Raw genomic sequence first — 15005 nt, forward strand, 5'->3', positions numbered from 1 at the left:
CAATATGAATGTAAATGGTTCCAATATATCACCCGAAATCTCGGATCTTCATGTAGGTATCGTCGGCGGCGGTGTTGCAGGTTCAACGGTGGCACTGCGGTTATCAGAACTCGGTATCAACGTCACCCTGTTTGAAGAGGGACCAAGCCTAGTCAATGGCCCTCCGATTTGTCATTTGCACGCTGGTGGAAACCTCTATCGTGAAATCTCAGATGAACAATGTCTCACTCTTCTTCATCAATCTATCGAAACTCTTCGTGTTTACCCGCATACTGCAAATGTTCGCCCCACTGTCATCGCCGTTCCTGTACGTGATCCCGGAGCTCCCGAACAACTGCTCGAACGACTGGAATTGTTGCAAAACGGCTATAAAGAATTAATTTCCCTTGATAAGCGAAATGCAGTTTTAGGTAAGCCTGACGATTACTTCAAGCTGTATCAACAAGATGAACTGGTTAAATTAGCTACTCAGACGACACCCGCGAATCCACAATCCCTTGATGACTGGATGATCCCTGTTGCTAAAAACCTGAATCTGGATGAATTCAAATACCCTGTCGTTATTGTACAAGAATACGGACTCAGTATTTTCAGGATTGCCGCTACCGCTTCTTTAGCGTTACAGCAACTCCCTTCTTGCACGGTGAAAACCGATACGAAAGTCACGAAAATTCAGACTAGTTGTTCTAAAAAAGGCTGGATTGTTTCTCATCAAAGTTATGATGACTCAATCAATGATCATGTCACTAAAGAAACAACCGTCGACTATCTGGTTAACGCTTGTGGTTACAGAACCGGTACGCTTGATGACTTAGCTACCTTCAATCGTCACCGTATGGTCGAATTCAAAGCCGCTTATGTCACGCACTGGCCTGCGTGTGAAGGCGTCTGGCCAGAAGTCATTTTCCATGGTGAGCGAGGTACCCCCAATGGTATGGCGCAATTAACCCCCTACCCTGATGGCTTTTTCCAGCTACACGGTATGACGGAAGATATTACCCTCTTTAAACAAGGTTTGGTGAGTTCAACTCCCGGAAGTGCTCAGCCACAGTTGGAAAGAAGTTTTATCCGTAAACTCACTACCGGATGGAAAACGGATGAAGTTGAGTCTCGGACTCAACGAGCCATCAAGCATATGGCACAATTTGTTCCGAGCTTTGGTGAAGCACAAGTCGGTGGATATCCGCTTTTCGGTGCCCAACAAATACCTGGGATAGATCCGTCATTACGCGCTGCCAATGTCTCTTTTTCCGGTGAACGTTATGCACGATCTGAAATCGTAAAAGCATCATCCGCTTTGTCTGTGGCAGATTCCATTGTAAAGCAGCTTTACGATGAACAACTTATCAGCTCTGCGCAGCTTGATTGGGATTCCTCTTTAGAAGAACGCTTCCCGGTTACTCACTCTCTCGGCTTTGATAAGGTTATTTCAAAGGCTGAACAATTAGCCAATATACGTGGCTATCCGGCAGCTCTCGCACGTCCAACCAATATTGAAAGTTAATTAAGACTGAAATCAGATAAATAAAAAGAGCTGAGTCCTATTTATATAGTGCCCAGCTCTTTTATCTCGAACAAACAAGCATCTTGAGGTCACTTGGGTATATTACGAATAAAATACAGCTAACCAAATGGTTTCTTTATCCGGTGAAGTCCAGGTAACCTGATGGCGCTGATTGGCAGCGATATTAATATAATCACCTTCGTTGAGGTGAACGACTTTCATTCCATCTTCAAACAATAATTTTGCTTCCCCTTTCACCACCAGCACCCACTCATTCTCTTCTTGATCATACCAATGGTCACACGGTGTGGAATGCCCTTTGGAAATGATCCTCTCAATTCTGACTGAGTCTGTTTTAACCAGATCCTGAAATATCTCTTCCGGTAACGTAGCCGGGATTTGACTAAATAAATTGCCCATGATTATCCATCATCTCTGTCAGCTTACAAAAAAGGCGAGGTCTAACCTCGCCTCGTTATCGGCTCGTTTGACTAAAAACTACTTAGGCAGCTCAATCTCAATTTTCCGATTCAGTGCATCCAGCTCTTTATTCAGCGCACTGAGCTCTGCTTCTTTACTTTCAACAAGATCGAGTTTGGCTTCATATTTATCGCAATCCGCCTGTGAAACCCAATTCCAGCTTTTCCCGGATTTGAATTCATCACATACCTTCTTAAATTCTTTGACTACAGATTTCGCTTTCTTAACTCCGCTTTCAGCGTTAACAATTTGCTTTTGCAGCTCCAACTGTTGTTGATACAATTCTTTAGAATTAGTTAATACCGCCTTCTGTTTTTCGGTCGTGGTTTTCAATTCAACCACTTTGGTATCTAACTTTTTCGTCGTAACTGAAAGTTGCTTCTGTTTCCGCTTCAGATTAACAATTTGAGCTTCGTAAGCTGCTCTCTGTTGGTCAAACTCCGCCGCTTTCTGTTCTAACTGTGCAGCCAGTTGCTCCAGTTCTAGCGTTTTCTGGGTTTCTAATTCTTCGTAGCGGCTCTGCAACGCATTTTTATCTTCAATTAACTGCGCATTTTCTTGTGTTAACAGATCATGATCTTCTTGACTCGGCCCCTGGTCACGATTCCAGAAAGCTGACGCAAGCACCAAGCCCAGCACTAAACCCACAAACAACGACGCTTTCCATGACGCTGTAATGTTCATTGATTTCGCTTTTTTTAACATGCCTACACCTTATTGATAAGTTATGACCAGCCCCTGAAACATAACAACACTCGTTGAAATGACCATAAGGATGTTATGTGAATAATATCAGCAAGATAGCTCTTCTGTGTCAGGTTTATATCAATATTAAAGTAAAACACGATAAAACAAGCTCATTCTGCTAATCATTTCTGTTTGAAAGTACCGTTGTAAAAACGTTGTATGTCTTAATATATCCAATGTCTAAGACATCTGTTTCACCGATAACCAGCTACAGTCTTTAAATACCATCAAGCAACAACGAACATATAGGTATCAGCATGATCACCGAGCTGTTATTTCTGACTGTATCTGCATTCTCAATACCCTTGCTTGAGAATTCCAGCCATCTACAAATCGATCACAATTGCCATCTTGCAATCAACGAAGAAAGACACCAAAAAGACATAGTGCTACTCTTTTCATCGAGCCCGAAAGCTGAATTAAAAGTGCAGATTTACCACCGCATTCCAATTCCGGTCCCTTCCTCAGGAATGTTGGAACAGCTCTCGTTCAACCCTGATACATCTTACGATAATGCACAATTTTCGGTATCTCATGAACTGTATAAAGAGCTAAAACCGGATATCAACATCTATTCAACAACCATCGATACAACGGCATTGGCAACCCAACGCTTTTCCGATCATTTCAGGCTCGGCGGGTATAAAACATTATTGAAAGTTGAGGGCATAGCCCCCTCCCTTGCATTTATTGCCGATCGAAATCAGGCAGAAGCATTCTATAAATGCGCAAATCAACCGTTCTAGTCAGTGCGAAAATATCAAGCTGAATAAACATCAAGACAATCAATAACTGAGCTGATAATGTGAAACGTCTTATGGAATTTTGGGCAGAAAAGGAATTGATATTATGCCAGTCTCTGAATGGATGACTTTTGTCGTTGCTATTACTGTGCTGACGATTACCCCCGGATTAGACACGGTGTTGGTGATCAGAAATACCAGCCGAGGCGGCTGGAAAGATGGCGTGACCAGTAGCTTTGGTATTTGCAGCGGTTTGTTTGTACACGCAACCCTGTCAGCGGTGGGAATTTCTTTTATTCTCGTTCAGTCAGCATGGCTGTTTCAGACCATTAAGCTTGCAGGAGCCGCTTACCTGATTTATTTAGGTTTTTGTAGCCTGAAAAGTGGTTTTCGCTCAGGAGCGCTGGGGATCATTGGGAACGAGCAGATCTCATCGAATCAGTTCAACCTGCGACGTTCGTTCGCGGAAGGCTTTTTGTCCAATGTATTGAATCCGAAAACAGCTATCTTTTACTTGGCGTTTTTACCTCAGTTTATTAATCCGGAAGGTTCAGCAATATCGCAGGCGTTCATTCTGGCTGGGATTCATTTCTTGCTGGCTATGGTGTGGCAGTCTTCTTTATCGCTGTTAATTGAAAGAGCAAAGAACTGGCTAGCTAAACCGAAAACCAATCAATGGCTGCAGTCGTTAACGGGCTTTGTCATGGTCGCGCTTGGCTTGCAATTGCTGCTGAGCAAAAATATCCGCCTTTGATTGGGCTTTACTCACAGCATTACTCAATAAAAAGAACACTTCCGTGTTCTTTTTTTTTGTCTGTCTTTCTGCCGATTGACCTAGCGTGACGATAGATTCAGCGTCAGATCCCCGGGCTTGATCCAACCCGCTTTCCGCATTATTTCTGCAATACCGAAAGTCAATAAAGCGGGTAAGACTATGTGCATCAGAAAAATCACCAGATAAATTTCACTGCCAGTTTTACCCGCCGCTTCCATTGCAATGAAGGCCTGAATTTGCCCCACCAGACCTGATGTTCCCATTCCCGCTCCAAGTGGCGTATTTTCCAGAGAAAAAACAAGCGTCGCAACCGGGCCTAAAATTGCCGATGTAATAATAGGGGGAAACCAAATCTTATGGTTCTTGATGATATTTGGCATCTGCAGCATTGACGTACCCAGCCCCTGAGCAAACACACCTGCCCAACGGTTTTCACGGAAACTCATTACCGCAAAACCCACCATCTGAGCACAACAACCCACAGTGGCAGCACCTGCCGCCAACCCATTCAGACTTAGCATAATGGCAATCGCCGCACTGCTGATAGGCAGGGTTAATGCCATTCCCATCAGAACGGCCACCAGCATTCCCATGATAAAAGGTTGTAGCTGAGTCGCGTACATAATGACATTACCGAGTGCCGTCATTAAGGCACCAACCTGTGGCCCGACTAAGCTTCCTACCGCGACCCCGACAATCACCGTTACAGCCGGTGTAACCAGAATATCTACTTTGGTTTCATTGGCGACCAGTTTGCCACATTCAGTCGCGGCAATTGTCGCAATAAATGCGCCAACAGGCCCCCCCATCGCAGCCCCTGCCGCACCCGCTGTCGTCGCGGAAAATAACACCAGAGGCGGCGCTTTTAACGCATAAGCAACAGCGACACCAATAGCCGGCCCCGTCATCTGTTTCGCGATAGGCCATAGCGTATCTGAAAACAGCGGGATCCCCAGCTTCAGCCCCAGCGTATTTAAGATAGAACCAATAAGTAATGAAGAGAATAAACCTAATGCCATGAAGCTCATGGCATGCACAAAGTAGGTTTTAACCGAAAAGTCGATACCTTTTCGGTCTAAGAAAGCGAAAAATCTGTCGTGTGTAAGTTGCATTATTCTAACCTGTTATACTGCATTCAATACTGCAGATAGCTGCTGCATTTCATCCCTGATAATGTCTCTGTTTGATCATGGTTACAAACAGGCTGCAGATTCTAGCGCAATCACGGAGAATGAAAAACCCTCTATTAATAATCACCTTAATAACGCAGTATCAACTCACTTTCTTCACCAGTACCGTATTATCTTCTGCCAACTGTTTTTCCAGTTTACGCGCGACAAACTCCGGACTGTTGGTATGGCGTGCCAGCAAGCGGTAAACCACGGGGATCACCAGCAAGGTGAAAAAAGTGGCGACCAGTATTCCGGTTAACACCACAATACCAATAACTATTCGGGTTTCGGCCCCGGCACCGGTTGCTAAGATAAGCGGAACGGCACCTGCCGCTGTAGTAATAGCCGTCATGAGTATCGGCCTTAATCGTGCTGCTGAAGCATCAATAATCGCCTGCTCGAACACGACGCCCTGATCGCGAAGTTGATTGGCGAACTCAACAATTAAAATACCGTTTTTAGCCGCCAGCCCGACAAGCATGATGATACCGATCTGAGAGTAAATATTGAGGCTTTGATCGGTAAAATACAGCCCCAGCAAGGCACCAAACGTTGCCAGTGGTACGGTAAGCATAATAACCAGAGGGTGAATGTAACTCTCAAACTGGGCAGCCAGCACCAGGAACACAACCACAAGGGCCAGGGTAAAGACGAAGAGGACAGAATGGCTTGAATCCTGATGGTCTTGGGACGGACCTTTGTAATTAACCACCGCATCTGCCGGAAGATGTTTTCTCACCAACTCATTTAAGTAATCCAGCCCCTGGCCCAGGGTATAATTATCAGCAAGATTCGCCTCAATGGTAATGGCCCGAACCCGGTTATAACGGTTTAACTGAGGCGCATCCGCGAACTCTTCTACCGTCACGAGGCTTGAAAGTGGAATAAGCGTATTGGTCCGGTCAGAGCGGACATAGAGATTACTGAGATCGGCTGCGGTATTTTGTCTCTCTCGCTGCCCCTCGATAACAACATCATACTCCTCGCCACGCTGTTCAAACGTTGTCACCAATCGCGAGCCCAGCATTGATTCTAACGTTTGCCCGATATCCCGAATGGAGACACCTAAATCGCCGGCCCGGTTTCTATCGATAACAACACGGAGTTGGGGTTTGGTTTCCTTGTAGTCGTGATCGATGCCTTCTAATCCCGGCTGATTAACAGCTTCATCAACAATAATATCCCGCCACCGGGCAAGCTCTTCATAACTCCCGCCTCCAATCACAAATTGTACCGGTTTACCCACCCCGCGCCCGAAAGGCTGACGCATAACCGGGAAGGCCCTGACACCAGCCAGATCAGACAACTTTCGTTGGATATCGCTGATAATCGCGAACGCACTCCTTCGCTTTGCCCAGTCTTCCAGCACGACTATCGCGAAGCCGCCCGAGAAATCTTCAATCCGCCCCCAGCCTCGCGGGGCCCGGATCAATAAACGCTGCACCTCACCGGCTTCCACCAATGGCATCAGCCTGTACTCCACTTCGTTGATGTACGGCTGCATAAACTCATAGCTCGCCCCCTGAGGGCCATTGATGATAATAAACATCGCCCCCCGATCTTCTCTCGGGGCAAACTCAGAAGGTATTCTGCTTGCGAGCAAGCCGCTGCCAATCAGCGCCACAACCAAAATAGCCAAGACCAGGTACGGTCTTTTCAGCCAGTTATCCAGCGACGAACGATAAAATTGGGTGACGTACGCTAAAATTCCGCCAATTTTTTGTACCAGCCAGGGCTCGTACTCAACCGGCCTCATTACTTTTGAGCCCATCATGGGACTCAAGGTCAGTGCCACCAAAGAGGATAATATAACCGCGGTACTGATAGTGATGGAGAATTCCCGGAACAATTTACCTAAATCACCCTCAAGAAAACCTATCGGCAAGAACACTGAAACCAGTACTATCGTGGTTGCAACAATGGCAAAACCGACCTGACGCGCCCCGAGAAAAGCAGCTTTCAACGGTGGCTCACCCAGCTCTATTCGCCGCTGAATGTTCTCCAGCATAACAATCGCGTCATCAACCACGATACCAATCGCCAGGATCAGAGCCAGCAAGGTCAATAAGTTGATGGTATAACCCAAGGCGTAGAGCACAATAAAGGTCCCGATCAGCGAGACAGGAACGGTCAGTGCCGGGATAAGCATGGCGCGAACGCTGCCAAGGAACAGGTAGATCACAATAACAACCAGCAGCATCGCAATAAAGAGCGTTTTAAATACTTCATCAATCGAGGCCTGAATAAAAACCGAGGAATCGTAGGATCCTGTGATCTTCATCCCTTCGGGCAAGGTAGGATTTAATTTATCCACCAGCGCATTGACGGCGCGGGCAACCGCCAGCGTATTTGCGGTCGACTGGCGATTGATCCCCAAGCCAATCATATCCTGGGTGTTACCACGAAACGAAATCCGCTCCTCTTCAGCCGCCAGTTCCACTCTGCCCACATCGCCCAAACGGATAAGGTAACCATCAGAACCGGCACTGATCACGAGCTGGGAAAAATCCTCGGGATCGATAAAGCTGCGTTGGGTACGGATTGAAAACTGGCGATTCTCTGATTCAAGGGAGCCCGCAGGCAGCTCCACATTATCGGCCCGCAAGGCATCTTCTATATCAGTTACCGTTAACCCCCTTGCGGCGAGTTTTTGTCTGTCGACCCAGATCCTTAATGCATAGGTTTTCCCCCCGCCGATACGGATGTTGGCAACACCATCAATAACCGAAAAACGGTCAACCAGATAACGGCTGGCATAGTCGGTTAGTTCCAGCGTATCCATCCGATCCGACACCAGATTCAGCCACATGATCACTTCTGAGCTGCCTGCCGCCTTTTGTACTTCCGGCGGCTCGGCTTCATCGGGTAAATTATTTAAGATCCCGGAAATCCGATCACGGACATCATTGGCTGCGGCATCAATATCCCGACCGATGCCAAATTCCAGAGTAACGGATGAGCGGCCATCCCGGCTTTGCGAGCTGATATTGCGGATCCCTTCCAGGCCGGAAATCCCGTCTTCAACCAATTGGGTAATACGGCTTTCAACAATCGCCGCTGACGCACCACGATAATTAGTGGACACGGTCACAATAGGCGGATCAATATTCGGATATTCACGCAGTGGCAGCTTGTCATAGGCGATCAAGCCAAAGGCTATCAGCAGCAGGCTGATCACAGAGCCAAAAACAGGACGTTTAACAGAGAGATCCGTCAGCAGCATCAACTCGCCTCCTGATAGCTAAAGCGCTCATTCGGTCGAGTTTCGACCTTTTGCCCCGGACGTACTTTCTGTGTTCCCCGAGTAATGATCAGTTCCCCTTCGACGACACCGCTCAGAATTTCAGCTTCTCCCCGGGTACGAAACCCGACTTCAACTTTGCGCTGCTCCACCACATTGTTGTTAACCACAAAAAGAAAACTGTCTCGCTGCCGCGGCACTATGGCTTCTTCGGGCACAACCAATCCGTTACGCTGCTCGACAATAAGCCTTAATGTCATCAGCATGCCCGGGCGCAATTTCAGCTGAGGATTTTCAATCTCAGCACGAACGACTATCGCCCGGGTTTGCGGGTTCACCCTGCTATCAATAGCGGTAACAATTCCGACAAATGGCTGCTGCGGGAAGGCGGCGGCTTCTCCTTCGATACTGGATCCCAGCTTCAACTCACCGACAAACTGCTCCGGAATAGTGAAATCGAGCTTTACTTTCTCCAGCGCATCTAGCGTCGTAACGACAATCCCGGGGGTGAGCAAGGCACCCGGGCTGATCCGACGGAAGCCGAGCAAACCGGAAAAGGGCGCCTGAATAAATCTTGCATCCAGCTCAGCCTGATTCTGGGCCAGAATGGCCCGGGCAACGTCAATGCTGGTTAACAGTTTATCCAGCTCCGAACTCGCAATCGTATTGCGTTTTACCAATCCTTCAATGCGCTTATATTCCCGTTGCTGCTCCTTGAGGTTGGCTCTTGCGGCGCGAACTTTGGCTTTTTGTTCTCCTGAACGTAAGGTCACCAGCAAATCACCGGCTTTAACTTGTTGCCCGTCTGAAAAATGAACCTGCTCAACCTTTTCTGTCACCTTGACTGACACCACCACAGACTCACGGGCCTTAACGGTTCCCAATGCCTCCACTTCCCTGCGCACATTTTGCAACACCACCGTACTGACAATGACACTGGGAGTACTGCTGCGCCTCACCTGAGCACCCTCATCACGGCCCTGCTCTTTGTACCAGACTCCGGTGGCCAAACCTGCCAGCAAAACGATGCCTGTGATCAAGGTTATTTTCATTATCCTGCCTTAGTCGTGGTTACAGTGCGGTCAGTGCCAATTAATTTTTAAGTATAGTTCTGCCGTATTTCACTGAAATATTACTGATACCACTGAAGTTTAGGACAATAAGAAGAGTGCTCTATCGCAATAACGAATCTGGTTCCTACTGACAATTCACCTAGCAGATATAGATCTCAGATTTTGCCAAATCACGTTCAAAGTAAAAAAGTATTGTTAGACGTGCCCCGCAAGCATGATGACGAGATCAACGCCATCGTTTACCTTCGCCGCTTAAGCGTCGTAGCGTAGATAATATTTTTGCGGAGAAATCCTTTGAAATTATCTCAGATCTCCATCGCTATCACGCTAATCCTCTATCCAATCAACCAATCACTGGCTGCATCGCCATTAGTAATGCAAGCACAGAATTTTGACCCAACTAAATTTGAGCCGGAGAAAACAGAAAATACCGCAGAGAGTCATAATGAAATCACCGATTTCCTGATCAGTGAAAAGCTCGATGGCATTCGTGCCTACTGGACAGGGAAAACGCTACTGACTCGAACAGGTAATGCAATCGCCGCACCAGTATGGTTTACCGCACCTCTGCCTGACATACCGTTAGATGGCGAGCTATGGGTTGGGCGAGGCAAGTTTCAGCAAGTCGCACAAACGGTATTGGATCAGTTTCCAGATGACAGAGCCTGGCGATCCATTCGCTATATGATCTTTGATTTGCCCGAAAGTAAAGCCAAGTTTGAGCACCGATATCAACACTTAACCCATCAAATCAACACTATTGAGCCCAAACACATTCAAGTCATTGAACAACGCCGTATAGCAAGTTTTACCCATCTGGAAGACTGGCTACAACACGTTGACGATAAGAAGGGTGAAGGGTTAATGCTTCATCACCGCGGTAATTTTTATCAGGCAGGACGTTCCGATCAACTATTGAAACTGAAAAGGTACCAGGACGCTGAAGCCGTCGTTATCGGCTACGAAGAGGGGAACGGTAAATTCAAAGGAATAATGGGATCGATGTGGGTCTTAACATCAGATAAAATCAAATTCAAAATTGGTACCGGATTTAACCAATACGATCGTGAAAATCCGCCGGAATTGGGCACAACCGTAACCTATCGATACAACGGTTACACTGACAGTGGGATCCCCCGCTTTGCTCGCTTTATCAGAACCAGAACAAATCCGGATATCTGACAACCCGCATTATTAGCGACCTTGAAATAGCATCGACGCCCTAAATATGGTGTCGATGCTCTCGCCACCTCGAAAAATACGCCGTCATAATCTGGCTAAAAAACACATATAATCAGTATTATTCTTCAAACATACGGCAGAAATCTTTTCAAAAGCCACATTTTCGTCTGTATTCGACGCCATATTGATTGCTTAATTATTACCGCAGGCAGAATCTAACAATTTAGTTACACTTAAATCATCGGGTTATACCAAGACTTATCGCTGGACACTGTGGCGCATGCGTGAAATGAAGTATCGCGTTATCCATTTTCAGAACAGCACTTCAGTACATTGATTCATCTGGAGATCATCACAACAGCAATAAAAGATAGTGAAGTACTCGGCCACATAGCTCTCGGTATTACCTCTCAGCGTTTACATGATTTGCCGCCTCCCTCGATTGGAGACGGCAACAGAAGGAGCTTGAGATGAATGTTCAGGCCTTACCCATGCATCGATTCATTGATCATCATGGCAGCCCTGTCGGCCAACTTCCCGCATGGGCCGATCAGTCAACATTGAAAGGGTTTTACTGCGACATGGTATTAGCCCGGGTTTACGATAATAAAGCGATCGCACTGCAACGTACCGGTAAGTTAGGTACCTATCCTTCACACCTTGGGGCAGAGGCCATTGGTATTGCCGTCGGGCGGGCGCTAAAAACGGATGATGTTTTTATCCCCTACTATCGAGATATGCCTGCCATGTGGGCCCGCGGTATTGCAATGGAAAAGAATCTGCAATACTGGGGCGGCGACGAAAGAGGCAGTGATTTCTTTTTTGACGACAGGCACTGCCGCGACTTACCTTTTTGCGTACCGATTGCGACCCAGTGCACTCATGCCGTAGGGGTAGCTTCTGCGTTGAAAATTACGGGCGGCCATCACGCGGCCCTGGTAACCTGCGGAGATGGCGCAACCTCGAAAGGTGACTTTCTCGAATCCATCAATTGCGCCGGCAGCTGGAATATTCCGTTAGTCTTTGTGGTCAATAACAATCAATGGGCGATTTCTGTGCCTCGCCGTTTGCAATGCGCTGCTGAATTTCTGTCTGATAAAGCAAAAGGTGCGGGTATTCCCGGTATCACCGTCGATGGTAATGATGTGATCGCGATGTACGATGCCATCGTATCCAGCTTGGATCGCGCCAGAAAAGGCAAAGGCGCGACATTAATTGAAGCCGTCAGTTACCGGCTCAGCGACCATACCACAGCCGATGATGCCAGCCGCTATCGCAGTGACGATGAACTTCGTCAAGCATGGGAATTCGAACCGATTCAGCGCCTGAAAACATACCTGACACACCAAAACTACTGGTCAGAACAAGAAGAAGAACAATGGCATGAGCACTGCCATGAAATGGTTGAACAAAGCGTCGAGCACTATCTCAATACGCCGGTACAGGCACCTGAAACGGCCTTCGATTATCTCTACGAATCTTCCGATAGTGAACTCAATGATCAGCGCGAAGCATTAATCAATAAAGCAATCCGGATGCAAGGAGCCGACCATGGCTGAGATCACTCTACTCGAAGCAGTAAACCGTGCCTTACACCATGAAATGGCCAATGACCCGAAGGTGGTTGTTTTAGGGGAAGACGTCGGTGATAACGGCGGGGTTTTCCGCGCCACCGTCGGGCTCAAAGATAAGTTTGGCTGTAAGCGCGTTATTGATTCACCGTTAGCGGAAGCACTGATTGGTGGTGTAACCGTAGGAATGGCAACCCAAGGATTGCGTCCGGTTGCCGAGTTTCAATTCCAGGGCTTTGTCTTTCCGGCCATGGAGCACTTAGCCTGCCATGCAGCCCGTATGCGTAACCGAACCCGAGGTCGGCTTACCTGCCCCGCCGTTTTTCGTGCTCCATTTGGCGGGGGTATCCATGCTCCGGAACACCACTCTGAAAGCGTTGAAGCCCTGTTTGCCCATATTCCCGGCTTGAAAGTTGTTATCCCGTCCTCCCCACAAAGGGCCTACGGTTTATTGCTTGCCTCCATTCGCAGCAATGATCCGGTGATGTTCTTTGAACCCAAGCGGATTTACCGCACCGTGAAATCCGATGTTGTTGACAATGGTGAAACCTTACCGCTCGATACCTGCTTTACCCTACGTAAAGGCCGAGATCTGACTCTGGTCACTTGGGGTGCTTGTGTGATTGAATCGCTGCAAGCCGCCACAACGCTGGCGGAACAAGGTATTGAAGTGGAAGTGATCGATCTTGCCAGCATCAAACCCATTGATATGAAAACCATTATTACGTCATTAGAAAAAACCGGTCGCCTGCTTGTCGTACATGAAGCCTGTAAGACCTGCGGTGTCGGGGCGGAGATCGTTGCCCGTACCGCTGAACATGCCATGTACCTGTTAAAAGCGCCACCGAAACGCATCACGGGTCCGGATACTGTGATGCCATATTACCGTAATGAAGACTTTTTTATGATACAGGAAAGTGACATTGTTCTTGCAGCCCGCGAGCTGGTGGAGAAGTGGAAATGAAGTCATTTACATTACCCGACCTCGGTGAGGGGTTAGCCGAATCTGAAATTGTCGAATGGCACGTTAACATCGGCGATAACGTTAAGGTTGATCAGGTCATACTCACTGTTGAAACGGCGAAAGCCACCGTCGAAGTACCTTCCCCTTACTGCGGAAAAGTCGTCGCACGTTATGGTAACGAAGGGGATGTCATCAGCATTGGTAGTTTATTACTGGAATTTGAAGAACAGAGAGAAACCGAAAAACCGCAAGAGAAACAAGCGGATGCCGCCACCGTTGTCGGCAATGTCTCGCAACAGGAACATCATGTAAATGTAGATGAATTTTGGATAGGTAGCGATCAAGCGGACAAGCCAGAACATATGATCACCGCCATGCCTTCTACCCGTTTGTTGGCCCGGCAACTTGGCGTCGATCTTAACGGTATTCAAGGCAGCGGCCCCGACGGATTAATTCTTGATACTGATGTTTATAACCAGTGTGACAAGCCGCAACCAGAGAAAGGTGTACTACAAGAGGCAGAAGTATTAAAAGGGGCACGCCGGACCATGGTGACCACCATGACGGAATCTCATCACAATGTCGCTGCCGTCACCATTACCGAAGAAGCGATATTGGCTGAATGGCCTGACGACGAAGACATTTCAATCCGCTTAATACAAGCCATTGTCGATGCCTGCCAACAAGAGCCGGCGCTTAATGCCTGGTTTGATGCAGAGACCATGACTCGCTGTGTTCACAATACGGTCAATATTGGTATTGCCGTTGATAGCAAACATGGGCTTTATGTCCCGGTATTGCGTCATGCTCATGAGTTTAGCCCGAACGGTATTCGCCAGTGGCTGGATAAAACCGTAGCCGGTATTCAAAAGCGAAAAATTAGGCGGGAGCAACTACAACACGCGACGATCACGCTTTCTAACTTTGGCGCTATTGCAGGGATCTACGCAACACCTGTCGTTTCTCCGCCACAAGTCGCGATTGTTGGTGCCGGCCGGATCATCGAGAAAATAATCATGAGGGATTGTCAGCCGGTAGCTGTAAAGGCCCTGCCGTTATCCGTAACCTTCGATCACAGGGTCTGTACCGGCGGCGAGGCTGCACGGTTTATTCGCGCCCTCGTCCTTCATTTGCAGCAAGCGACGGCTTGATTATAGGTAACCGCACAATAAGCGGCTGATTGGGCCGCTTGTTGCGATCTTCAAAATTATACTGAGCGTTTCGTTATCCTCGATCTGACACTCTGCGGCATACGATATGCAATCGGTCAGTCATAGGAACAACTTCTGGCAGTCACAGACAAGGAATTGGAGAAAAATAATTTAGAGTCGGTAGTCTAAATGAAACTAAAAGCATTAGTTTATTATTTCAAATCCAACGTTAATGCATTACAAAGAACAACATGGATTAAATGAATATACAAAAAAAGTGAGATTCATACCCAGCGGTTTTCTACTTAGGCTGGAATAAACGTATGCCGATTATAGGAACCCTAATGGATATCCACTTACGACCAGTAGCAGATGTTCCCATTCGAAACATGCCAAAACCAA

The 15005-nt window shown here is 47.4% G+C and carries 12 protein-coding genes; 7 read left to right on the forward strand and 5 right to left on the reverse strand.

All coding sequences use genetic code 11. From position 1 onward, the window contains the following. Positions 1–4 precede the first annotated feature (4 nt). Positions 5–1504, forward strand: a complete 1500-nt coding sequence (locus C9I89_RS09060; RefSeq protein ID WP_107283037.1) for an NAD(P)-binding protein — start codon at positions 5–7, stop codon at positions 1502–1504. 102 nt (positions 1505–1606) lie between these two features. On the opposite strand, the gene C9I89_RS09065 is transcribed toward C9I89_RS09060, so the two are convergent. Continuing rightward, positions 1607–1924 (reverse strand): cupin domain-containing protein, encoded by a 318-nt coding sequence (locus C9I89_RS09065; protein WP_107283038.1) that lies wholly within the window; start codon positions 1922–1924, stop codon positions 1607–1609. Between the two features lie 78 nt (positions 1925–2002). Next, the gene (locus C9I89_RS09070) at positions 2003–2689 is read right to left on the reverse strand and encodes a chromosome segregation ATPase (protein ID WP_107283039.1); all 687 of its coding nucleotides are present in this window, start codon (positions 2687–2689) and stop codon (positions 2003–2005) included. A gap of 299 nt (positions 2690–2988) precedes the next feature. Between C9I89_RS09070 and C9I89_RS09075 the strand changes: the two genes are divergently transcribed. Together C9I89_RS09075 and C9I89_RS09080 are read left to right on the forward strand one after the other, a co-directional pair. Further along, complete coding sequence (locus tag C9I89_RS09075) at positions 2989–3477, forward strand: hypothetical protein (protein WP_107283040.1); 489 nt, start codon at positions 2989–2991, stop codon at positions 3475–3477. 103 nt (positions 3478–3580) lie between these two features. After that, entirely contained in the window at positions 3581–4228 is a 648-nt protein-coding gene (locus C9I89_RS09080) for a LysE family translocator (protein WP_107283041.1), read from the forward strand. An 80-nt stretch (positions 4229–4308) separates the two neighbouring features. Here C9I89_RS09080 and C9I89_RS09085 read toward each other — a convergent pair whose 3' ends face one another. From C9I89_RS09085 to C9I89_RS09095, 3 genes are all read right to left on the reverse strand, one after another. Further along, positions 4309–5361 (reverse strand): PTS sugar transporter subunit IIC, encoded by a 1053-nt coding sequence (locus C9I89_RS09085; RefSeq protein WP_107283042.1) that lies wholly within the window; start codon positions 5359–5361, stop codon positions 4309–4311. A 160-nt stretch (positions 5362–5521) separates the two neighbouring features. Further along, positions 5522–8644 (reverse strand): efflux RND transporter permease subunit, encoded by a 3123-nt coding sequence (locus C9I89_RS09090; RefSeq protein ID WP_107283043.1) that lies wholly within the window; start codon positions 8642–8644, stop codon positions 5522–5524. Next, complete coding sequence (locus C9I89_RS09095; RefSeq protein ID WP_245905452.1) at positions 8644–9714, reverse strand: efflux RND transporter periplasmic adaptor subunit; 1071 nt, start codon at positions 9712–9714, stop codon at positions 8644–8646. Before C9I89_RS09095 ends, C9I89_RS09090 begins: the two co-directional genes overlap by 1 nt. A gap of 315 nt (positions 9715–10029) precedes the next feature. Here C9I89_RS09095 and C9I89_RS09100 point away from each other — a divergent pair, with 315 nt between their 5' ends. From C9I89_RS09100 to C9I89_RS09115, 4 genes are all read left to right on the forward strand, one after another. After that, positions 10030–10917 carry a DNA ligase gene (locus tag C9I89_RS09100; protein ID WP_245905453.1) on the forward strand — a complete coding sequence of 296 codons (888 nt, stop codon included), beginning with the start codon at positions 10030–10032 and terminating at the stop codon, positions 10915–10917. A gap of 470 nt (positions 10918–11387) precedes the next feature. Further along, entirely contained in the window at positions 11388–12476 is a 1089-nt protein-coding gene (pdhA, locus tag C9I89_RS09105) for a pyruvate dehydrogenase (acetyl-transferring) E1 component subunit alpha (RefSeq protein ID WP_107283044.1), read from the forward strand. Continuing rightward, positions 12469–13452, forward strand: a complete 984-nt coding sequence (locus C9I89_RS09110) for an alpha-ketoacid dehydrogenase subunit beta (RefSeq protein ID WP_107283045.1) — start codon at positions 12469–12471, stop codon at positions 13450–13452. The genes pdhA and C9I89_RS09110 overlap by 8 nt, the downstream gene beginning before the upstream one ends. After that, positions 13449–14603 (forward strand): dihydrolipoamide acetyltransferase family protein, encoded by a 1155-nt coding sequence (locus C9I89_RS09115; protein ID WP_107283046.1) that lies wholly within the window; start codon positions 13449–13451, stop codon positions 14601–14603. Before C9I89_RS09110 ends, C9I89_RS09115 begins: the two co-directional genes overlap by 4 nt. Positions 14604–15005: the final 402 nt, after the last annotated feature.

It is taken from the genome of Photobacterium lipolyticum, assembly GCF_003026475.1.
Lineage (GTDB): Bacteria > Pseudomonadota > Gammaproteobacteria > Enterobacterales > Vibrionaceae > Photobacterium > Photobacterium lipolyticum.